The organism is Nocardiopsis sp. NPDC006139 (genome assembly GCF_040614155.1).
Lineage (GTDB): Bacteria > Actinomycetota > Actinomycetes > Streptosporangiales > Streptosporangiaceae > Nocardiopsis > Nocardiopsis changdeensis.
In genome coordinates, this window is record NZ_JBEXTT010000002.1 from 362,557 (window position 1) to 382,152 (window position 19,596).

The following is a 19,596-nucleotide window of genomic DNA, read 5'->3' on the forward strand; positions in this document are numbered from 1 at the left end:
GGGGGTCCTTCCCTCGGACCTGCGCCTTGTGGGCGCGGGGGTGGGTCAGTCGCCGTGCCGGCGCGGGTCCAGCCGCGAGTGCAGCTGGTACCGGTCGGCGCGGTAGGTGGACAGGGCCAGTTCGACGCACTGTCCCTTGGTGAAGCTGCGGCGCTGCATCACCAGCACCGGGCTTCCAGCGGGCAGGCCCAGGAGGCGGGAGTCGGCCGAGTCGCAGATCCCGGCCTCGATGGTCTGTTCCCCGGAATCCAACAGGATGTCGTACTCGTTTTCCAGGACCTCGTACAGAGAGCGTTCCGCGAGGTCGAAGTCCTCGAGACCGGGGACCATGGCCGCGGGGATGTTGGAGCGCTCCACGGCCATGGGTTCGTCGTCGGCGGTGCGCATCCGCTCGATGTGGTGCACCAGGGTGCCCGGCTCGATGTCGAGCATGCGGGCGGTGTGCCCGCTGGCCGGGATGACCTGGCGGATGAGCTCGCGCGCCCCGGGCTCGTACCCGCGGGCGCGCATGTCCTCACTGAACGAGGCCAGGACCAGGGACATCTCGATCTTGGGACGTGCGATGAAGGTCCCCTTGCCGGGGACCCGGTACAGCCGCCCCTCCGAGACCATCAGGTCGATGGTCTGGCGGACGGTCATGCGGGAAAGACCGTAGGAGGCGCTCAGCTCCCGCTCTGAGGGGATCATGTCGTCCACGCCCAGTCCGGCCTCGGTGATCCAGTCCAGGAGCAGGTCGCGGAGTTGGACGTACTTCGGCAGCGGGTTGCTGGGGTCGATCGGCATGGGTGCGGGTGGCCTTCTCGGTCGGCGACGGGTCGGGGTGGTGCGGTGCGCTCCCGGTTCGGTCGTGGTCGGTCTCCTGTGACGCGGTGGCTCCGTGAGCGCGGGATACATCCTCCTGTACCCCGGGTATCGGGACAATCCCGGAGCCACTGGTATAGTCCGGACTAGACCATAGCTCTGTCCGCGTGTCAATCCACCCAACGGCAGGCGGTTCGCACCACTTCACGGGAGTGCCGGGCACCCGGCACGAGCAGGGAAGGCCCTCATGACCACCACGACGAGCGTGATGCGCTCCGAGATCGCCGAGCAGCCCGACGCGCTGCGCCGCACCTTCGCGGAGCTGCTCCCGCTCCGTTCGGAGATCGCGGCCCTGGGACGCGCCACCAAGCACGTGCTCTTCATCGCCCGCGGCTCCTCCGACAACGCCGCGGTGTACGGGAGCTACCTCCTCCAGGCCCACGCCGGCCGGCTGGCCACCCTGGGCTCGCCCTCCATCGCCACCGCCTACGGCTCCAAGATCGACCTGTCCGACGTCCTGGCCGTGGCCATCTCCCAGTCCGGCAAGACGGAGGAGATCGTCGAGACCATGCGCTGGGCCGCCGACTGCGGCGCCCGCACCGTCGGCGTCACCAACGGCGCCGACTCCCCGCTGGCAGCCGAGGCCGACGTCGCCCTGGTCACCCGGGCCGGGAACGAGGTCGCGGTGCCCGCCACCAAGACCTACAACACCCAGCTCGCCGCCCTCGCGGTGCTGGCCCTGGGCCTGGGTGCCGACCTGGACCCGGCCGACCTGGACCGGGTGCCCGACGCCATCGAGGAGACCCTCGCCGCGCCCACCGACTCCCTGGAGGAGATCGTCGAGCGCATGGTCGCGGTGCAGGGGGCGGTGATCTCCGGGCGCGGCATGGCCTTCTCCACCGCCCTGGAGGCCGCCCTCAAGCTGAAGGAGGCCTGCTACCTGCACGCCATGGGCCTGTCCTACGCCGACCTGCTGCACGGCCCGATCGCGGTCGTCGACCCGCGCACCCCGGCGCTGCTGGTGGCCGCCCCCGCCGGCCCCACCCTCGCGGGCACGGTCGCCCTGGCCGAGCGGGCCCGCTCGGCCGGCGCCCCGGTGTTCGGCTTCGGCGGCGGGTCCGCCCTGGCCGCGGCCAGCGACCTGTCCGTCCCCGTCCCGGACGTGCCCGAGTGGGTCTCCCCGATGAACCTCATCGTCCCCGCCCAGCTCCTCACCGAGCGGCTGGCCCGGCGCCTGGGCTACAACCCGGACGTCCCCCGGGGCCTGAACAAGGTCACCCAGACGGCCTGAGCCGCGCCCGGGACCCGGTGCCTGGCGCCCCGGGTCCCGGAGCCCTAAGCTCCCCCCACGGGGACGTAGCGGTCCCCACGGCACAGCAGGAGGACGACACATGGCGGACAAGGCAGCGGCGATCGTCGCGGGTCTGGGCGGCGCGGGCAACATCGAGGACATCGAGGCGTGCATCACCCGCCTGCGCACCGAGGTCTCCGACGCGTCGCTGGTGGACGAGCAGGCCCTGAAGAACACCGGGGCGCACGGCGTCCTGATCTCCGGCAACGTCGTCCAGGTGGTCGTCGGCCCCGAGGCCGACTCCCTCACCGACGACATCCGGGACATCATCGACGGGTAGCGCGGGCGGCCGCGACGGCGGACACCGCGCCGGGCGACGGGTGGAACGCAGGCCCGTTTCCCGTCGGTCCGGATGAAATCCCCCTGACAGGGAAGAGAGCCCCCATGCCAGACCTCAACGGATCCCTCAGCGTGTCGTCCCCCGTCCGCGGCACCGCCCTCCCCCTGGAGACGGTGCCCGACCCGGTGTTCTCCCAGGGGATGGTGGGGCCCGGCGTCGCCGTCCACCCCGAGCCCGGCCAGGAGGGCGGGCAGGAGGGCACCCAGGAGGTCACCGCCCCCATCGACGGCACCCTCGTCAAACTGCACCCCCACGCCTTCGTGGTGATGGCGCCCGACCAGCGCCGGGGCGTGCTCGTCCACCTGGGCATCGACACGGTCAAACTCAAGGGCGAGGGGTTCACTCTCCTGCTCGGGGAGGGCGCCGAGGTGACGGCGGGCACGCCCGTCGTGCGCTGGTCCCCGGGGTCGGTGGCCGCGCGCGGGCTCCCCGCGGTGGTCCCGGTCGTCGCCCTGGACGCCGCGCCCGGCGACCTGGGCTCCGTCGCCGAGGGCGGCGTGGACAACGGCGAGACCCTCTTCACCTGGGCCTGAACGGTACGGTCGGCGCGCCGCGCCGCGCGCCGGCCGTGGTGTTCCGACCACCCCCGCCGAGGGGGTAGTCTCCGGCGGACCAGCGATCCGCCGGAGATGAAGTCCCACATGAGAAGCCCCGTCACCCGAGCCCTGGCCTGCGCGGGAATCGCCCTGCTCGCCCTCACGGCCTGCACCACGGCACCCCAGGAGGAGGACACCTCGCCACGCGAAGAACCGTCGCCGTCCGAGCCGCCCTTCGAGCCGGTCCTGGCCCCGCGCCTGCTCGCGGAGATGGACCTGGACGCCAAGATCGGCCAGCTCCTGGTGCTCACCGCCCAGGGCACGACGGCCGCCGACAACGCCGCCCAGATCGAGGCGTACCGCCCTGGCGGCATCATCTACTTCGACGCCAACCTCACCGGCGCCGCCCAGATCGCCGAGTTCTCCAACGGGGTCCAGGAGCTCTCCCAGACCCCGCTGTTCGTCGGAGTGGACCAGGAGCAGGGGCTCGTGGTGCGGCTGCCGGTCGGCACCCGCTTCCCCGACGCCATGGCCGTCGGCGCCACCCGAGACCCCGAGTTGGCGGCGCTGCGCGCCACGACGACCGCCGCCGAGCTGGCCGCCCTGGGGATCAACCTCAACTACGCGCCCGACGCCGACGTCAACACCGACCCGGCCAACCCGGTGATCGGCATCCGCTCGTTCGGCTCCGAGCCCGACCTGGTCTCCGAGATGGCGCTCGCCGAGGCCGACGCCTACGCCGGGCAGGGGATCGTCCCCGTCGTCAAGCACTTCCCGGGGCACGGCGACACCGACGTGGACAGCCACACCGGGCTGCCCGTCATCGACCTGCCGCGCGACCGGTGGGAGGCCGAGCACCTGCCGCCGTTCCGCGCCGCGGTCGAGGCGGGCGTGGACGCGGTCATGACCGCCCACGTGCTCATGCCGCAGCTGGACCCGGACGAGCCCGCCACCCTGTCGTCGGAGATCATCGGCGGCATCCTGCGCGACGAGCTCGGCTACGAGGGCGTGGTCACCACCGACGCCCTCAACATGGAGGGCGTGCGGCAGCGCCACTCCGACGGGGAGAACGCGGTCCTGGCCCTGGAGGCGGGCGTGGACCAGCTGCTCATGCCGCCGGACCCCGCCGCCGCGGTCGCCGCGATCAAGGCGGCCGTCGAGGAGGGGCGCCTCACCGAGGAGCGCATCGACGAATCCGTGCTGCGCGTCCTCTCCCTCAAGGAGAAGCGCGGCATCCTGGAGGCGGACCCGGTCGATCCGGCGGCGGCCGAGGAGGCCGTGTCCGACCCGGAGCACGCCGGGGCCGCCCAGCGCGTGGCGGACGCCTCCGCCACCGTGCTGCGCAACACCGACGGGGTCCTCCCGCTCGCCCCCGGCGCCCGGGTGCGCGTCGAGGGCACCAACGCCGACCGGCTCGCCGCCGCGCTCACCGAGGCGGGGCTCGAAGTCGTCACCGGCGACGCCGACGCGGTGATCGTGGGGACCAATACGGCGCCGGTCGGACGCTCCACGGCGCCCACCGTCGCCGTGTCCCAGGGCGGGCCGTATCCGCTGGCCTCCTCGGACGCGGACGGGTTCGTCGCCGTCTACTCCGCCGTCGACGCCTCCCTGGCGGCCGCCGCCCGGGTCATCGCGGGTGAGGTGGAGCCCACCGGCACGCTCCCGGTGTCGATCCCCGACACGGCCGAGTTCGGCGCCGGCCTGTCCTACTAGGGGCCGGGGCGGGGCGATCGGGCGGAAGGGTTGAAACGGGCGGGGAACGGGAAGAACCGTTGCCCGCCCGATCCCGGGCATCCGAGGTCGGGTGATACGACGACACGGATGGAGGGGATCGGATGGACGGCATCCGCCGAGGAGTCATCTCCGACTGGGGAGGCGTGCTCACACCCCCGCTCCCGGACGGGATCCGGGCCTGGCTGACCGCCGACCGGATCGACGCCGCGCACTACTACGAGGTCATGACCCCGTACTTCGACGGCAGCCTGGTCGACGACAATCCGGTGCACGCGCTGGAGCGCGGGGAGATCGACACCGCGCTCTTCGAGCGCGACCTGGCGTCGCTGCTGCGCTCCACCCACGGGGGGCCGGTGATCGCCGAGGGCCTCATCGAGCGCATGTTCGCCTCCTTCGCCCCGGTCCACGACATGTACGAGGCGCTCCGCGACGCCCGCCGCTCGGGCGCGAGCACGGCGCTCCTGTCCAACTCGTGGGGGAACGGCTACCCGCGCGAGCACTTCGACACCACCTTCGACGAGGTGGTCATCTCCGGCGAGGTGGGGATGCGCAAGCCGGAACCGCGCATCTACCTGCACACCTGCCGGCGGATGGGGCTGCGGCCCCAGGAGTGCGTGTTCATCGACGACCTGGAGCACAACGTCCGCACGGCCGAGGAGCTCGGGATGACCGGCATCCTGCACACCGACGTGGCGACCACCACGCGCGAACTGCGGAGCTTCCTCACGGCGGATCGCGAAGCCGCCTGACGGGTGCGGCAGACTTCAGGGTGACCGTCCCACCTTCCGGAGAGCCGCGATGTACGTCTTCCTGCCCAGCACCCTCCCCGCCCTCGCGACCGTCCTCGACGAGGGGAGGGTCCGGGTGCCGGTGGCGTTCGCGGCGGACACCGACGACGAGGAGGCGGAGTACGAGGCGATGTACGCGGCCGCCGAGGAGTCGCTGCGCCTCCTGGCGCAGGACCCCGCGGCCCCCCGCCGCCGCGTCGTGCTCGTCGCGAACCTGGCCGACCACCTGGTCGAGGAGGAGAGGCGAGAGGGTCCCGACGTGGTCCGCGTCCGCATCACCGGCGATTCGATCCCGTACAAGCGCCTGGCCTCCGCGCACATCGACGACGAGGCGGCCGCCCCGGACGTCGCCGCGGCGGTGGCCGACCCGGACTCCGGCGCCGCGGACGACCACGAGCTCATGTGGTACGCGCTCCAGGAGCTGCGCCACCTCCTCGCCTGATGCCGGGGCGGCCCCGACCCCGGTCCCGGACCCCTTCGACGCCGTCATGGGCGGAGGCCCCCTGCCCGGGGCCTCCGGACCCGCCGGAGGGCGGACCGCGTCATCCGGTTCCCGAGGGCCGGGGAGGGCGTCCTTCGCGACGCGAGGACGCGAGCGGCCGTCGTCCACGAGGCCCGTACCCGTGCCGCCGAACCCGGGAGCTCCGCCCCCGACCCGGGAGGACCATCGGAGGCCTGCTTGAAACCGCCGCCGGGGGGTTGACGTCACAGCGCTGTTTCGGGGAGGGTCGTGCAAGCGATTGCAGCCAACGTCCGTGGCTTTGGAAAGCGCTTTCCCCCAGAGAGGCCCCATGCTCCGTCGCAGCTTCATCACCGTCTCCGCGACCGCCCTCGCCGCGCCCCTCCTCGCCGGCGCCCCTGCCTGGGCGGCGCCCTCCCGGCCCGACCGGGCACCGCGCCTCTTCGTCGCGGGGGACTCCACCGCCTCCACCTATGCCGCCCACGAGGCGCCGCGCGCCGGTTGGGGGCAGGCCCTGGGCCTCTTCCTCGGCGGCGGGGCCACCGTGGACAACCGCGCGCTGTCGGGGGCCAGCTCTAAGAGCTTCGCCGACCTGGGCCTGCTGGACGGCGTCCTGGCCGACATCCGCCCCGGCGACCACCTGCTGGTCTCCTTCGGGCACAACGACTCCAAGTCCGACGACCCCGCCCGCTACACCGAGCCCTGGAGCACCTACCAGGAGCAGCTCACCGCCTACCTCGACGGTGCCCGGGAGCGCGGCGCCCGGCCGGTGCTGGTCACCTCGGTCGAGCGGCGCCGCTTCACCGCCGACGGCACTCCCCGGGAGTCCCACGGCGACTACCCGGCGGCCATGCGCGCCCTCGCCGAGCGCGAGGGTGTGCCGCTCGTCGACCTCACGGCGCTCAGCCTGGAACTGTGGGGCGGGCTGGGCCCCGAGGGCACCAAGGGCCACTTCCTGTGGTCGGAGCCGGGCGGGCATCCCAACTACCCCGACGGCGTCCAGGACAACACCCACTTCCAGGCGCACGGCGCGATCGAGGTCGCCCGCCTGGTCGCCGCCGAGCTCAAGCGCCTGCGCGTACTCGCGCCGCGCCACGTGCGCAGGCTCGGCGACGCCGTCCCCGACTCCGAGGTGACCTGGCCCGACCAGCGCCCCGTCTGACCTCCGGCATCCAGGCCCTCCTCTCCCCCCGACCCGCTGGAAGGAAAGCCCTTGCGCACCCCCTCGACCACGGCGCTGCGACTCACGGCCCTGCCGCTCGCCCTCGCGGGCGTCCTGGTCGCGTTCGCCGCCTCCCCTGCCCCGACCTCCGAGGTGACCCCCATGAGCGATGAGAGCATCGTGATGACCGTCGCGGCCGACGGCTCCGGCGACCACCGCAGCGTGCAGGACGCGGTCGACGCCGCTCCCTCCCACTCCACCGAGCGCGTGACACTGGTGATCGGCGCGGGGGTCTACGACGAGCCCGTCGTCATCCCCTCCTCCAAGCCGAACCTCACCCTGGTCGGCGCGACCGGCGATCCGAAGGACGTCGTCATCACCCACGGACGCGCGGCGGGCATGCCCAGGCCGGACGGCGGCACGTGGGGGACGTCGGGCAGCGCCAGCGTCGTCATCTCCGGGGACGACGTGCACGCCTACGACCTGACCTTCGCGAACTCCTTCCTGCGCGAAGAGCACCCGGACATCACCTCCACGCAGGCGGTCGCGGTACGCACCACCGGCGACCGGCTGGTGTTCGACAACGTGCGCTTCCTTGGCCACCAGGACACGCTGTACGCCAACTCCCCCGACACCGCGACGGTCTCGCGGCAGTACTACCGGAACTGCTACGTCGAGGGTGACGTCGACTTCGTCTTCGGCCGGGCCACGGCCGTCTTCCACGGGTGCGAGATCCGCTCCCTGGACCGGGGCAGCGACACCGACAACGGGTACGTGACCGCGCCGAGCACGCCGCCGGAGCAGGAGTTCGGCTTCCTGTTCACCGAGAGCTGCTTCACCGGTGACGCCCCGGCGGCGACGGTCTACCTGGGCCGTCCGTGGGTGCCCAGCTCCGATCCGGACGCCCGGCCCCAGGCGCTGATCCGCGATTCCTGGATGGGCCGCCACTTCAAGGAGCAGGGCTGGATCCCGATGTCCTCGGGCAACGGCTGGCGTCAGTTCGAGCTGCGCGAGTACGCCAACAAGGGTCCGGGCGCCCTGGTCACCGAGGACCGGCCGCAGATAGGGGAGACCGAGGCCGTGGGGCACACCGCCGAGGCCTATCTGGAGGGCGACGACGGCTGGAACCCGGTCCGCGAGCCGCGCCGGCCGGTGTGCACCGCGCGCGGTCGATGACCCGGAGCCGTCGGCGCACACGCCCGGTGCCCGGGGAGATCGCCGGCCCCGCGCACGCGGGGGTGGACCGGGACAGGGGCCGGTGGCGCACGATGCGGCCCGGTCAGCCCCGTGCACGCGGGGATGGACCGGCGGTGGCCGCATGAGCGCCACACGCCTCCTCGTCAGCCCCGCGCACGCGGAGATGGACCGGGCGCGGCCTCATCAGCGCCTGCTGGAACCGTGTCAGCCCCGCGCACGCGGGGGTGGACCAATCGCCCCCGAGCGCGAGCGCGCCCTGTGGATGTCAACCCCGCGCACGCGGGAGTGGACCGTTCGCCCACCCGTCTGCGACGAGATGGTTGAGGTCAGCCCCGCGTGTGCGGGGATGGGGCTGGACGGCCCTGCCGGACCGGGCGGCGGGGGCGTCGACGCCGCGTGGGCGGAGCCGTTCGGGCGGTCAGGTGGGGGAGGGGAGTTCGGCGAGGCGCTTGTGGAGGAGGGCGCGGTCGTCCTCCGGAAGGCGCACGCCGAGGCGGTCCAGCCACGGGTCGAGGTCTTCCGGCGCCAGCTCCCCGTGCCGGGTGGGGGAGCCCGGGGCGCGGAGGGTTATCGAGTCCTGGGTGAGGCTGGCGTGGATCCCGTCGGGGAGGAAGCCCGTCACCACCAGCATCCTGCGGAACACCGAGTCCGGGTGGGTCGCGACGAAGTGGTTCCCCGCGACCAGGTCCACCGGGTACACCTCCGACTCGTGGGTCACGTGCAGCGGCTCCCACCCCTGACCCCGCTGCTTGCGCAGCTCCCAGCCCCACGACCTCCCGCGGGGCACCCGGGCGAGGCCGAAGGTCATCCCGCCCCCGCTGCGCCGGGCCCCGTCCTCCATCGCGATCGGCCGCCGCATGCCCGAGCCGAACCCCGGGTCGGCCAGCAGCCGCCGGCCGTCCAGCACGACCTCGACCAGCAGGTGCGTCCGGGCGTTCTCTCCCGCGGGGCCGACCGTGCCCAGCCGCCGGTGCACCTCGAAGCCCAGCCGTTCCAGGGCGGCCGCGAACAGCACCCCGTGCTCGAAGCAGTACCCTCCCCGGCCCCCGCCCAGGAACTTCTCCTGCACGCCCCGGACGTCGACCGCCGGGGCCCGGCCCAGGAGCGCGTCCACGGTCTCGAAGGGGAACGCCCTGATGTGCGCCTCGTGCAGCCGGTCCAGGTACTCCCCGTCCGGCGGTTGCGCGGGCACCCCCACCCGGTCCAGGTAGGCCGTCAGGTCCAGGGCCTCGGTGCCCCATGAGGTCGTCATGGCGGATCTCCTCTCGTCACCCCGTTGCAGCGCGGGCGGATAACGGGGTGTTCCTGGAGCAATCCGGAGGAACAGCGCGGGAATATCTCAGGGACGGAGGTCGCGGTGGAGCACCGTGCGGAGGTCGCCGGGCGGCCGACCGGTGATGCGTTCGACCGTGTCCGTGACGCGGTCCTCGGCACCCGAGGCGATGAGGCCGTCGAGCCGCACCGGCATCCGCGCCACCTCCACCGGCATCGCCGCCGCCAGCGCCCGCTCCACGTCGCCGGGCTCCAGCGACTCGTGCAGGACCTCCCGCCCCGTCACCTCGCCGACGCCGTCGCCCGCGCCGGCCAGGCGCCTCCCGCGCCGGACGCCGCGTGGACCGCGCACGTCCTGCTCGGCGCCGTCCGGGCCGACCTGGTGGGCCACCTCGTCGCCGCCGAGGGACTCACCCGGGGCCGGGCGCTGCGCGACGTGCGCGCACTGGTGGAGCGGCTCCTCGGACCGTGACCGGTCGCGGCCCGGTGTGGCCGGTCCCGGACGGGGTTCTCGACGGGAAACGCCCGTGCGGCACAATAGGGGGGTCCGACTGTCGTGCATCACCCGAGGAGTTCGCCATCAGCCGCCTGGTGCTATGGAACATCGACCTCACGCTCCTCGACGTCGGCCGGGTCATGCGGGCCGCCTACGCCGAGGCCTTCGAGAAGGTCACCGGTGAGCCCCTGGTCTACCTGACCTCGACCGCGGGCCGTACGGACTCGGAGATGTTCTTCGAGTTCTGCGCCCGCAACTACGTCGACATCGAGCCCGACGTCGACACCCTCGCCCAGTTCCTCGCGGCCCTGGAGGCCGCCTTCGAGACCCGTACCGGGGAGCTGGCGGCCAAGGGCCGGGTGATGCCCGGGGCGGCGGCCTCGCTGGCGGCCGTGGCCTCGCTGCCCGACACCGTGCAGACGGTGGTCAGCGGCAGCCCCCGGACGGTGGCCACCGCCAAGCTGGTGGCCTTCGGCCTGGACCCCTACCTGAACCTGGCCATCGGCGGCTACGGGTCGGTCAACTACCCCAAGTCCACGCTCATCCAGTCCATCCGCCTGCACGCGGCGGAGGGCGGGATGATCCCCGACTCCAGTACCGTCCTGATCACCGACAACGTCTCCGACGTCCGGGCCGCCCTGATCGGCGGGGCCGTCCCGGTCGGGGTCCTCAACGGCCCCACGACGGAGGGGCAGTTGCGCGACGCGGGCGCGCAGGTCGTCCTGCCCGACCTCACCGATCCCCGCGCCGTGATGACCGCCGTCCATCAGGCGACCGATTCGACAACGGCTCGATAACGACACGTACGTCTCCGACCGGGTCGAGGTGAACCCTCGTGCACATCGCCACCGACCGTCGCAATCCGCTTCTTACAGTGTGTAACCGTGGTTTAACGGTGTTGCTCCTGCCCTCCGACGTGAAAAGCAGTAGCCTGTGTTCTTGGACGAGGCAGTGACAATGGGGTCTGAAGCCTCTTTCTTCCAGCCTGTGCGCACAGGTCACACCACCACCACACCGCTCCCCGGGTCCCGTGCGGCCCTGGGTGCTCACGTAAAATCACACATCAGCTCAGGGATTCACAGGGCACATGACCCGGTGATCCCACAGCGCTCGTGCGACGTTGCTCACAAAGGAGTGAGATAGACACATGTCCGGGCAATCCGACGGCACCCTCCAGCAGCTGCTCGCCGAAGCGGCGACCAAGTGGTCCCCCGGCCCGCGGCTCGGCGCCGACGAGGCCGAGGCCGTCCGCCGCTTCCTCCCGTTCTACTACCGGCACACCGACCCGGAGGAGATCGCGGGCCGCACCCCCGAACAGATCTGCGGCATGGCCGAGGCCCACCTCGCCTTCGGCGCCCGGCGCCGCCCCGGCCGCGCCAAGGTCCGCGTGCACACCCCGACCGTCGAGCGCGACGGCTGGGACTCCCGGACCAGCATCGTCGAGACCGTCACCGACAACGCGCCCTTCCTCGTCTCGTCCGTGACGATGGCCCTGCGCGAGCTCAACGCGGGCGTCCGCCTCATCATCCACCCCCAGATGACCGTGGGCCGCGACCTGGAGGGCGAGCTCCGCCAGATCGACCCCGAGCTCGGCGGCGACGGCCTGCTGCCCGTCGACGAGTCCTGGATGCACATCGAGATCGACCGGCAGACCGACCCCGAGCGGATCAAGGAGATCACCGACCGGCTCGAGTCCGTCCTCAACGACGTCCGCTACGTGGACGAGGACGCCGCCAAGATGAGCGACCGGGCCATCCGGATCGCCGACGAGCTGGCCGCCTACCCCGACCGCCTGGTCGCCGGGGGCGTGGACGCCCGCGAGATCGGCGAGAGCGTCGACTTCCTGCGCTGGGTCGCCGGGCGCCACTTCACCTTCATGGGCTACCGCGAGTACACCCTGGTCACCGACGAGAACGGCGACGACGCCCTGCGCCCGGAGCCCGGCACCGGCCTGGGCATCATGCGCATGGACTCCCCGGCCTCCACCAGCTTCGCCGCCCTGCCCCCGGAGATCCGCGGCAAGGCCCGCGAGCCCTACATCCTGGTGCTCACCAAGGCCAACTCCCGCTCCACCGTCCACCGGCCCAAGTACCTGGACTACATCGGCGTCAAGAAGTTCGACGCCCAGGGCAACATCGTCGGCGAGCGCCGCTTCCTGGGGCTGTTCACCTCCCAGGCCACCAACACGGGCATCGCCCAGATCCCCATCCTCCGCCGCAAGCAGGCGGAGATCCTGGCCCTGGCCGGGTTCGAGGCCGACAGCTACGACGGCCGCGACCTCACCGAACTGCTGGAGACCTTCCCCCGCGAGGAGCTCCTCCAGATCCCCGTCGGCGAGCTGTACACCATCGTCCGCGGCGTCATGCGCCTGCGCGACCGCCGCGGCACCAAGCTGTTCATGCGCCGCGACCCCTACGGCGGCCGGTACATGTCCTGCTTCGTGTACATGCCGCGCGACGAGTACAGCACCCGTGTGCGCCTGGACATCCAGCAGGTGCTCGGCGAGGCCTTCCACGGCGCGACCATGGACCACAACGTCATGATCGGCGCCGCCCCGCTGGCCCGCCTCTACCTGGTGGCGCGCGCCCGCCACGGCGAGACCCTGGCCGACATCGACCAGCTCGCCCTGGAGGAGAAGGTCCGCCAGGCCGCCCGCTCCTGGGACACCGACCTCGACGACGCCCTCACCGACGCCTTCGGCCCGGACCGCGCCACCGAGTACAAGGAGCGGTACGGCTCCGGCCTCTCCGAGGCCTACAAGGTCGACAACCAGCCCGAGGTCGCCGCGCGCGACATCGGCGCCCTGGAGGAGCTGCTCGCCCGCACCGCGCCCGACGAGCGGCGGGGCGCGTTCTCCGCCAGCCTCTACCGGCACCCCGACGACGACGCCTGGCGCTTCCGCGTCCACCGCGTCGGCGAGCCCATCTCGCTCTCCCGGATCCTGCCGGTCCTGGAGCACCTGGGCGTCGAGGTCGTCGACGAGTGGCCCTACGACATCGACGTCCAGGGCGTGGGCCGGGTCTGGATCTACGACTTCGGCCTGGGCCCCGTCACCGCGGCCGACCTGCCCGACGAGCGGCTCAAGAAGCTGTTCGAGGACGCCTTCGACGCCTCCTGGCGCGGCCTGGGCGAGTCCGACCGGTTCAACACCCTGGTGGTCCGCGCCGGGCTGGACTGGCGCCAGCTCACCGTGCTGCGCGCCTACGCCAAGTACCTGCGCCAGGCCGGGTCCACCTTCACCCCCGACTTCCTGGCCGACATCCTGGCCGCCAACGTCGGGATCACCGGCCTGCTCGTCGACCTGTTCCAGACCCGCTTCGACCCGGACCAGCCCGACGAGGGCCGGACCGAGCGCACCGAGGCCCTGGTCCGCAAGATCGAGGGCGAGCTGGACTCGGTGGCCAGCCTGGACCACGACCGCGTGCTGCGGTCCTTCCTGGCCGTCATCAGGGCCACGCTGCGCACCAACCACTACCAGGGCAACCCCTACCTGGTGCTCAAGCTCGACCCGCAGAGCATCCCGGACCTGCCCCAGCCCCGGCCCAAGCTGGAGATGTACGTCTACTCGCCGCGCGTCGAGGGCGTCCACCTGCGCTTCGGCCGGGTCGCCCGCGGCGGCCTGCGCTGGTCGGACCGGCTGGAGGACTTCCGCACCGAGGTCCTGGGCCTGGTCAAGGCGCAGATGGTGAAGAACTCGGTGATCGTCCCCAGCGGCGCCAAGGGCGGCTTCGTCTGCAAGCGCCTGCCCGAGGGCGGCACCCGCGAGCAGGTCATGGCCGAGGTCGTCGCCTGCTACAAGGACTTCATCAGCGGCCTGCTCGACGTCACCGACAACCTGGTCGACGGCGCCGTCGTCCACCCCGAGCGCACCGTCCTGCACGACGGCGACGACTCCTACCTGGTGGTGGCGGCCGACAAGGGCACCGCGACGTTCTCCGACACCGCCAACGAGATCTCCAAGGGGCGCGGCTTCTGGCTGGGCGACGCCTTCGCCTCCGGCGGCTCGGTCGGCTACGACCACAAGGCCATGGGCATCACCGCCCGCGGCGCCTGGGAGTCGGTCAAGTACCACTTCCGGGAGATGGGCGTCGACGTCCAGAGCGAGCCCTTCACCGCGGTCGGCATCGGCGACATGTCCGGTGACGTGTTCGGCAACGGCATGCTGCTGTCGCAGCAGATCAAGCTGGTCGCCGCGTTCGACCACCGGCACGTGTTCCTCGACCCGGACCCGGACCCGCACACCTCCTGGGTGGAGCGCAAACGGCTCTTCGAGCTGCCGCGCAGCAACTGGGAGGACTACGACCCGGCGCTGATCTCCGAGGGCGGCGGCGTCTACCCGCGCTCGGCCAAGTCCGTCCCGGTCAGCCCGCAGGTCCGCGCGGCCCTGGGCATCGAGGACGACGTCACGGCGCTGACCCCCGACGAGCTGATCCGCCGGGTCCTCACCTCCCCGGTGGACCTGCTGTGGAACGGCGGCATCGGCACCTACGTCAAGGCCGCCTCCCAGACCCACGCCGAGGTCGGGGACAAGGCCAACGACCAGGTCCGCGTCGACGCCACCGAACTGCGCGTCAAGGTCGTGGGCGAGGGCGGCAACCTGGGCCTGACCCAGCCCGCCCGCATCGAGTTCGCCCGCGAGGGCGGCCGGGTCAACACCGACTTCATCGACAACTCGGCCGGCGTGGACACCTCCGACCACGAGGTGAACATCAAGATCATGCTCGACCGGGAGGTGCGCGACGGCTCCCTGGACGCCGACGAGCGCGACCGCCTGTTCATCGACATGACCGACGAGGTCGCCGAGCTGGTCCTGGACAACAACTACGCGCAGAACACGGTGCTGGCCGCCGCCCGCAAGCAGGCCCACCAGATGCTGCACGTCCACGGCCGCTACATGCGCCACCTGGAGCGCACCAAGGTCCTCAAGCGCAAGCTGGAGGACCTGCCCTCCGACAAGGCGATCGCGGAGCGGCGCGCCGCGGGCCAGGGCTTGACCGGCCCGGAGTTCGCGACGCTCCTCTCCTACACCAAGATCAGCCTCAAGGACCAGATCGGCCTGTCCGACCTGGCGCAGGACCCGTACCTGGCCGACACCCTCATCGGGTACTTCCCGACGCCGCTGCGCACGGAGCGGTTCGCACAGGCGGTGGCCACCCACCCGCTGCGCCGGGAGATCATCGTCAACCAGGTCGTCAACCAGATGGTCAACCGCTCCGGGCTGACCTTCGCCTTCCGCCTCAACGAGGAGCTGGGCTCCAGCGCCGCGGACATCGCCCGCGCCTACCTGGTCGTCCAGGAGGTGCTGCGCCTCCAGGAGTTCTGGGGCGGGGTGGAGGAGCTGGACCACCGCATCTCGGTGGACGGCCAGCTCACCCTGCTGCTGGAGACCCGCAAGCTGGCCGAGCGCTCGGCCCGGTGGCTGCTGCGCAACCGCACCTTCCCGTTCGACATCCGCACCGAGATCGGGTTCTTCTCCGAGGGCGTGGGCGAGGTCCTGGGGCGGCTGGTGGGCCTGCTGCGCGGGCGCGACCGCGAGGCGTTCACCGAGCGCCGCGACCGGTACATCGGCCAGGGCGTCCCGGCCGACCTGGCCGAGCGGGTCGCGGCCATGGTGCCCGCCTACTCCACCCTGGACCTGGTGGAGATCGCGCACCGCACCGGCCGGCCGGTGGAGAAGGTCGCCGAGCTGTACTTCGAGCTGGCCGACCGGCTCAACATCAGCTGGTGGCGGGAGCGGATCATCGACCTGCCGCGCGACGACCGGTGGGGCACGATGGCGCGCGGCGCGCTGCGCGACGACCTGTACGAGGCGCACGCGGCCCTCACCGGCCGGGTGCTGGAGTCGGGCACGCCGGACGACTCGGTCGAGGCGCTGATGCTCTCCTGGTTCGAGCAGAACCGTGAGGCCGTCCAGCGGGCCGGGATCACCCTGTCCGAGATCCAGGAGAACGAGCGGTTCGACCTGGCCACCCTGTCGGTGGCGCTGCGGTCCTTCCGCTCCCTGGTCGACGACTGACCCCCCGTGCCCGCCCCCTCGGGGCGGGCCGCGGGGTGACCGGGGCCGTCCGAAAGGGCGGCCCCGGCCGTGTTCGCCGGTGGCGGTCCCCGCGGGGCGGGGGCCTACACTGGGATCCGTGGCAGAACTGGACCCAGCAGAGAAGATCAAGGACCTCGCGGCGACCCTGGCGAGCGTCACCGCCGTCTTGGACCTGGAGGCGATGAGCACCCGGATCGAGGAGCTGCGCGAGCAGTCCGCCGACCCGGAGCTGTGGGCCGACCAGGGCAACGCGCAGAAGGTGACGCGCGAGCTCTCCAGCCTGGAGTCCATGGTCAACAAGATCGAGGGCATCGGCCGGCGGCTCGACGACCTGGGCGTGCTCTACGAACTGGCCGAGGCCGAAGAGGACGCCGACACCAGGGCCGAGGCCGACCGCGAGCTGGAGCAGCTCCGCAAGGAGATCGGCGAGCTGGAGGTGCGCACCCTCCTCAACGGCCCGCACGACGAGCACGAGGCCCTCGTCACCATCAACTCCCAGGCGGGCGGCGTGGACGCCGCGGACTGGGCGCAGATGCTCCAGCGCATGTACCTGCGCTGGGCCGAGCGGCACGGCTACCCCACGGAGATCTACGAGACCTCCTACGCGGAGGAGGCGGGCATCAAGTCCACCTCGTTCGCGGTCAAGGCGCCGTTCGCCTACGGCACCCTGCGCGGCGAGCACGGCACCCACCGCCTGGTCCGCATCTCCCCGTTCGACAACCAGAACCGGCGCCAGACCTCCTTCGCCGGCGTGGACGTCGTCCCCGTGGTGGAGCAGAGCGACCACATCGACATCGACGAGACCGAGCTGCGCATCGACGTGTACCGCTCCTCGGGTCCCGGCGGCCAGGGCGTCAACACGACCGACTCGGCGGTGCGCATCACCCACCTGCCCACCGGGATCGTGGTGTCCTGCCAGAACGAGCGGTCCCAGCTCCAGAACAAGGCGACCGCGATGACGATGCTCCAGGCCAAGCTGCTGGCGCGCAAGCGCGAGGAGGAGCAGGCGGCGCTGGACGACATCCGCGGCGAGTCGGTGAGCAGCTGGGGCACCCAGATGCGCAACTACGTGCTCCAGCCCTACCAGAGCGTCAAGGACGTGCGGACCGGCATGGAGACGGGCAACACCGCGGCGGTGCTGGACGGCGAGATCGACGAGTTCATCGACGCCGAGATCCGCTGGATGCGCAGCAGGGAGCGGTCCGAGGACGCCTGACCCCACGACACGCCGACCGGCCGGGCGGCCCGCACGGAACCGGGGACCCCTCCCCGGGGCGTGCGGGGCCCCGGCCGTTCCGGTCTCGTGGAGGACGGGGTATCGGACCCCGGCGCGGCCGCGAGGACCGGGGACCTTCTCCCTGTAATATCCGGGGTCCGGCCGCACGGAGCGACCACGGTGACACCCTGGGTGTCGGTGCGGATGCTACGGGTGAGCATATTGGGAAGAATGCGCAGGTTGTATCCCAATGGTGATGCTCACGACTCCGCGGTTTTACCGAAACGGCTATATGTGAACGTTATCATCGGTTGACGCCTCCGATATGCTCGGGGCTGTTGTCCGATAGTGTGCGGAATCTTCGGGTGCGACGCGGCCTGGACGATCCGGGTCGTTCCCCCCTCTACACTGTCGGTTGGCCATGCGGCCGGTACGATCCCCGCACGGAGTCCTCTCCGCGTCGGGTACCCATACCTTCGAGAACCTTGTGATGCGCCTGTGATCCACTTCGACAACGTCACCAAGGTCTATCCGACCCAGAAACGCCCCGCGCTCGACGGCGTTTCCATTGACGTAGACAAGGGCGAGTTCGTCTTCCTCGTCGGCCCGTCCGGCTCCGGCAAGTCGACCTTCCTCCGCTTGGTCCTCAAGGAGGAGAAGCCCGACAAGGGCCGCGTGCACGTGGCCGGCAAGGACCTCGCGCGCCTGTCCAACTGGAAGGTGCCGCACCTGCGCCGCCGCATCGGCTGCGTCTTCCAGGACTTCCGCCTGCTGCCGAACAAGAACGTCTTCGAGAACGTCGCGTTCGCCCTGGAGGTCATCGGCAAGCCCCGCAGGTTCATCCGCAAGGTCGTCCCCGAGGTCGTCGAGCTCGTCGGCCTGGAGGGCAAGGCCGGCCGCATGCCCAACGAACTGTCCGGTGGCGAGCAGCAGCGCGTCGCGATCGCCCGCGCGTTCGTCAACCGCCCGCAGATCCTGCTGGCCGACGAGCCCACCGGCAACATCGACCCCGCGACCTCGATCGGCATCATGAAGGTCCTGGACCGGATCAACCGCACGGGTACCACCGTCGTCATGGCGACCCACGACGCCGCCATCGTCGACTCGATGCGCAAGCGCGTGATCGAGCTTGAAGAGGGCCTCGTGGTGCGCGACCAGTCGCGCGGCGTCTACGGCCAGGCGTACTGACCTTCTGGCGCGCCCGGCGCCGGGCGTCCCACCCCGCCGAGGACCCGACCGGCGCGGCGAACCACCCAAGGATGGACCTTTAACAGATCATGCGAGCACAATTCGTTCTCTCCGAGACGTGGATCGGCCTGCGTCGGAACCTGACGATGACGATCGCCGTCATCACCACGGTCGCCATCTCCCTCGCCCTCTTCGGCGCGGGCCTGCTGGTCAACCAGCAGGTGTCCGAGATGCGCAACTACTGGGACGAGCGGATCACGCTCACCATCTACATGTGCAACGAGATCTCGCCGACCGCCGTCTGCCAGGAGAACGGGCCCGCGACCGACGAGGACCGCGCCGCGCTCCAGGACAAGCTGGAGGGCATGGAGCAGGTCCAGGACGTCACCTACCTGACGGCCGCCGAGGCGTGGCAGGACTTCCAGGAGCGCCTGGGCGCCTCCAACGAGGCCCTGGCCGCCGCCGCGCAGGAGGGCGACATCCCGGACAACTTCCGGGTGCAGCTCACCAACCCGGAGTACTACGACACCGTGCGGGCCGCCGTCGAGGGCAGCCCCGGCGTCGACTCCATCTCCAACGACCAGCGGGTCCTGGAGCAGTTCTTCGGCCTGCTGGACGGGCTCAAGTGGTCCGCGCTGCTGGTCGCCGGCGTGCAGCTGGCCGCGGCCGCGCTGCTGATCGGCAACACCATCCGCCTGTCGGCCTACAGCCGCCGCCGCGAGACCGGGATCATGCGCCTGGTCGGCGCCTCCAACTTCTACATCCAGCTGCCCTTCCTCCTGGAGGGCGCGATCGCCGGCCTCGTCGGCGGCCTCATCGCCTCCGGGTTCATCGTGGCCACCCGGTTCACGCTGCTGACCCGCGTGGAGGAATGGTTCCAGTTCGACATCGCACTGGGCACCGGCGCGCTCATGTACGTGATCGGTGTATCGATGATCCTCGGTGTGCTGCTGTGCACCGTCACCTCGTTCCTCACCCTGCGCCGGTACCTCAAGGTCTGACGCGGGCCGTCGGGGAC

At 71.6% G+C, this 19,596-nt stretch carries 17 protein-coding genes; 14 read left to right on the top strand and 3 right to left on the bottom strand.

Features of this window, described 5'->3' with window-relative positions:
* Positions 1–45 precede the first annotated feature (45 nt).
* On the bottom strand, positions 46–783 hold the full coding sequence (locus tag ABZ249_RS03765) for a GntR family transcriptional regulator (protein ID WP_220565069.1): 738 nt from the start codon (positions 781–783) through the stop codon (positions 46–48).
* A 265-nt stretch (positions 784–1,048) separates the two neighbouring features.
* Here ABZ249_RS03765 and ABZ249_RS03770 point away from each other — a divergent pair, with 265 nt between their 5' ends.
* The 8 genes from ABZ249_RS03770 (at position 1,049) to ABZ249_RS03805 (ending at position 8,348) form a co-directional block, all read left to right on the top strand.
* Positions 1,049–2,092, top strand: a complete 1,044-nt coding sequence (locus ABZ249_RS03770) for an SIS domain-containing protein (RefSeq protein ID WP_355256805.1) — start codon at positions 1,049–1,051, stop codon at positions 2,090–2,092.
* Between the two features lie 100 nt (positions 2,093–2,192).
* Positions 2,193–2,432, top strand: coding sequence for a PTS glucose/sucrose transporter subunit IIB (locus ABZ249_RS03775; RefSeq protein WP_220565071.1), 240 nt, complete (start codon positions 2,193–2,195; stop codon positions 2,430–2,432).
* A gap of 104 nt (positions 2,433–2,536) precedes the next feature.
* Positions 2,537–3,025: a PTS glucose transporter subunit IIA gene (locus tag ABZ249_RS03780; RefSeq protein WP_220565072.1), complete on the top strand. Its 489-nt coding sequence runs from the start codon at positions 2,537–2,539 to the stop codon at positions 3,023–3,025.
* 108 nt (positions 3,026–3,133) lie between these two features.
* Positions 3,134–4,741 (top strand): glycoside hydrolase family 3 N-terminal domain-containing protein, encoded by a 1,608-nt coding sequence (locus ABZ249_RS03785; RefSeq protein ID WP_355256809.1) that lies wholly within the window; start codon positions 3,134–3,136, stop codon positions 4,739–4,741.
* Between the two features lie 122 nt (positions 4,742–4,863).
* Positions 4,864–5,511: an HAD family phosphatase gene (locus tag ABZ249_RS03790; RefSeq protein ID WP_355256812.1), complete on the top strand. Its 648-nt coding sequence runs from the start codon at positions 4,864–4,866 to the stop codon at positions 5,509–5,511.
* A 49-nt stretch (positions 5,512–5,560) separates the two neighbouring features.
* Entirely contained in the window at positions 5,561–5,992 is a 432-nt protein-coding gene (locus tag ABZ249_RS03795) for a hypothetical protein (protein ID WP_355256814.1), read from the top strand.
* Positions 5,993–6,341: 349 nt separating this feature from the next.
* Positions 6,342–7,172 (top strand): rhamnogalacturonan acetylesterase, encoded by an 831-nt coding sequence (locus tag ABZ249_RS03800; RefSeq protein ID WP_355256817.1) that lies wholly within the window; start codon positions 6,342–6,344, stop codon positions 7,170–7,172.
* A 51-nt stretch (positions 7,173–7,223) separates the two neighbouring features.
* Positions 7,224–8,348 (top strand): pectinesterase family protein, encoded by a 1,125-nt coding sequence (locus ABZ249_RS03805; RefSeq protein WP_355256820.1) that lies wholly within the window; start codon positions 7,224–7,226, stop codon positions 8,346–8,348.
* A gap of 439 nt (positions 8,349–8,787) precedes the next feature.
* On the opposite strand, the gene ABZ249_RS03810 is transcribed toward ABZ249_RS03805, so the two are convergent.
* Together ABZ249_RS03810 and ABZ249_RS03815 are read right to left on the bottom strand one after the other, a co-directional pair.
* Complete coding sequence (locus ABZ249_RS03810; RefSeq protein ID WP_355256823.1) at positions 8,788–9,621, bottom strand: arylamine N-acetyltransferase; 834 nt, start codon at positions 9,619–9,621, stop codon at positions 8,788–8,790.
* 87 nt (positions 9,622–9,708) lie between these two features.
* Positions 9,709–9,927 (bottom strand): hypothetical protein, encoded by a 219-nt coding sequence (locus ABZ249_RS03815; RefSeq protein WP_355256826.1) that lies wholly within the window; start codon positions 9,925–9,927, stop codon positions 9,709–9,711.
* On the opposite strand from ABZ249_RS03815, the gene ABZ249_RS03820 reads away from it, so the two are divergent.
* The 6 genes from ABZ249_RS03820 (at position 9,904) to ftsX (ending at position 19,579) form a co-directional block, all read left to right on the top strand.
* Positions 9,904–10,113, top strand: coding sequence for a hypothetical protein (locus ABZ249_RS03820; protein ID WP_355256829.1), 210 nt, complete (start codon positions 9,904–9,906; stop codon positions 10,111–10,113). The genes ABZ249_RS03815 and ABZ249_RS03820 overlap by 24 nt on opposite strands.
* Before the next feature lie 119 nt (positions 10,114–10,232).
* Complete coding sequence (locus tag ABZ249_RS03825) at positions 10,233–10,934, top strand: haloacid dehalogenase-like hydrolase (RefSeq protein WP_355256832.1); 702 nt, start codon at positions 10,233–10,235, stop codon at positions 10,932–10,934.
* Positions 10,935–11,284: 350 nt separating this feature from the next.
* A complete protein-coding gene (locus tag ABZ249_RS03830) occupies positions 11,285–16,153 on the top strand; it encodes an NAD-glutamate dehydrogenase (protein WP_355256835.1) in 4,869 nt (1,622 codons plus the stop codon).
* 118 nt (positions 16,154–16,271) lie between these two features.
* Positions 16,272–17,390 carry a peptide chain release factor 2 gene (gene prfB, locus ABZ249_RS03835; protein WP_220565083.1) on the top strand — a complete coding sequence of 373 codons (1,119 nt, stop codon included), beginning with the start codon at positions 16,272–16,274 and terminating at the stop codon, positions 17,388–17,390.
* Between the two features lie 498 nt (positions 17,391–17,888).
* Positions 17,889–18,578, top strand: a complete 690-nt coding sequence (ftsE, locus tag ABZ249_RS03840; RefSeq protein ID WP_220565084.1) for a cell division ATP-binding protein FtsE — start codon at positions 17,889–17,891, stop codon at positions 18,576–18,578.
* An 89-nt stretch (positions 18,579–18,667) separates the two neighbouring features.
* Positions 18,668–19,579 (top strand): permease-like cell division protein FtsX, encoded by a 912-nt coding sequence (gene ftsX, locus ABZ249_RS03845; RefSeq protein WP_355256839.1) that lies wholly within the window; start codon positions 18,668–18,670, stop codon positions 19,577–19,579.
* Positions 19,580–19,596 lie beyond the last annotated feature (17 nt).

Excerpts from the sequence above, each read along its gene's own strand:
- ABZ249_RS03765 (WP_220565069.1), bottom strand. The coding sequence starts at position 783 with ATGCCGATCGACCCCAGCAACCCGCTGCCGAAGTACGTCCAACTCCGC.
- ABZ249_RS03770 (WP_355256805.1), top strand. The coding sequence starts at position 1,049 with ATGACCACCACGACGAGCGTGATGCGCTCCGAGATCGCCGAGCAGCCC.
- ABZ249_RS03775 (WP_220565071.1), top strand. The coding sequence starts at position 2,193 with ATGGCGGACAAGGCAGCGGCGATCGTCGCGGGTCTGGGCGGCGCGGGC.
- ABZ249_RS03780 (WP_220565072.1), top strand. The coding sequence starts at position 2,537 with ATGCCAGACCTCAACGGATCCCTCAGCGTGTCGTCCCCCGTCCGCGGC.
- ABZ249_RS03785 (WP_355256809.1), top strand. The coding sequence starts at position 3,134 with ATGAGAAGCCCCGTCACCCGAGCCCTGGCCTGCGCGGGAATCGCCCTG.
- ABZ249_RS03790 (WP_355256812.1), top strand. The coding sequence starts at position 4,864 with ATGGACGGCATCCGCCGAGGAGTCATCTCCGACTGGGGAGGCGTGCTC.
- ABZ249_RS03795 (WP_355256814.1), top strand. The coding sequence starts at position 5,561 with ATGTACGTCTTCCTGCCCAGCACCCTCCCCGCCCTCGCGACCGTCCTC.
- ABZ249_RS03800 (WP_355256817.1), top strand. The coding sequence starts at position 6,342 with ATGCTCCGTCGCAGCTTCATCACCGTCTCCGCGACCGCCCTCGCCGCG.
- ABZ249_RS03810 (WP_355256823.1), bottom strand. The coding sequence starts at position 9,621 with ATGACGACCTCATGGGGCACCGAGGCCCTGGACCTGACGGCCTACCTG.
- ABZ249_RS03830 (WP_355256835.1), top strand. The coding sequence starts at position 11,285 with ATGTCCGGGCAATCCGACGGCACCCTCCAGCAGCTGCTCGCCGAAGCG.
- ftsX (WP_355256839.1), top strand. The coding sequence starts at position 18,668 with ATGCGAGCACAATTCGTTCTCTCCGAGACGTGGATCGGCCTGCGTCGG.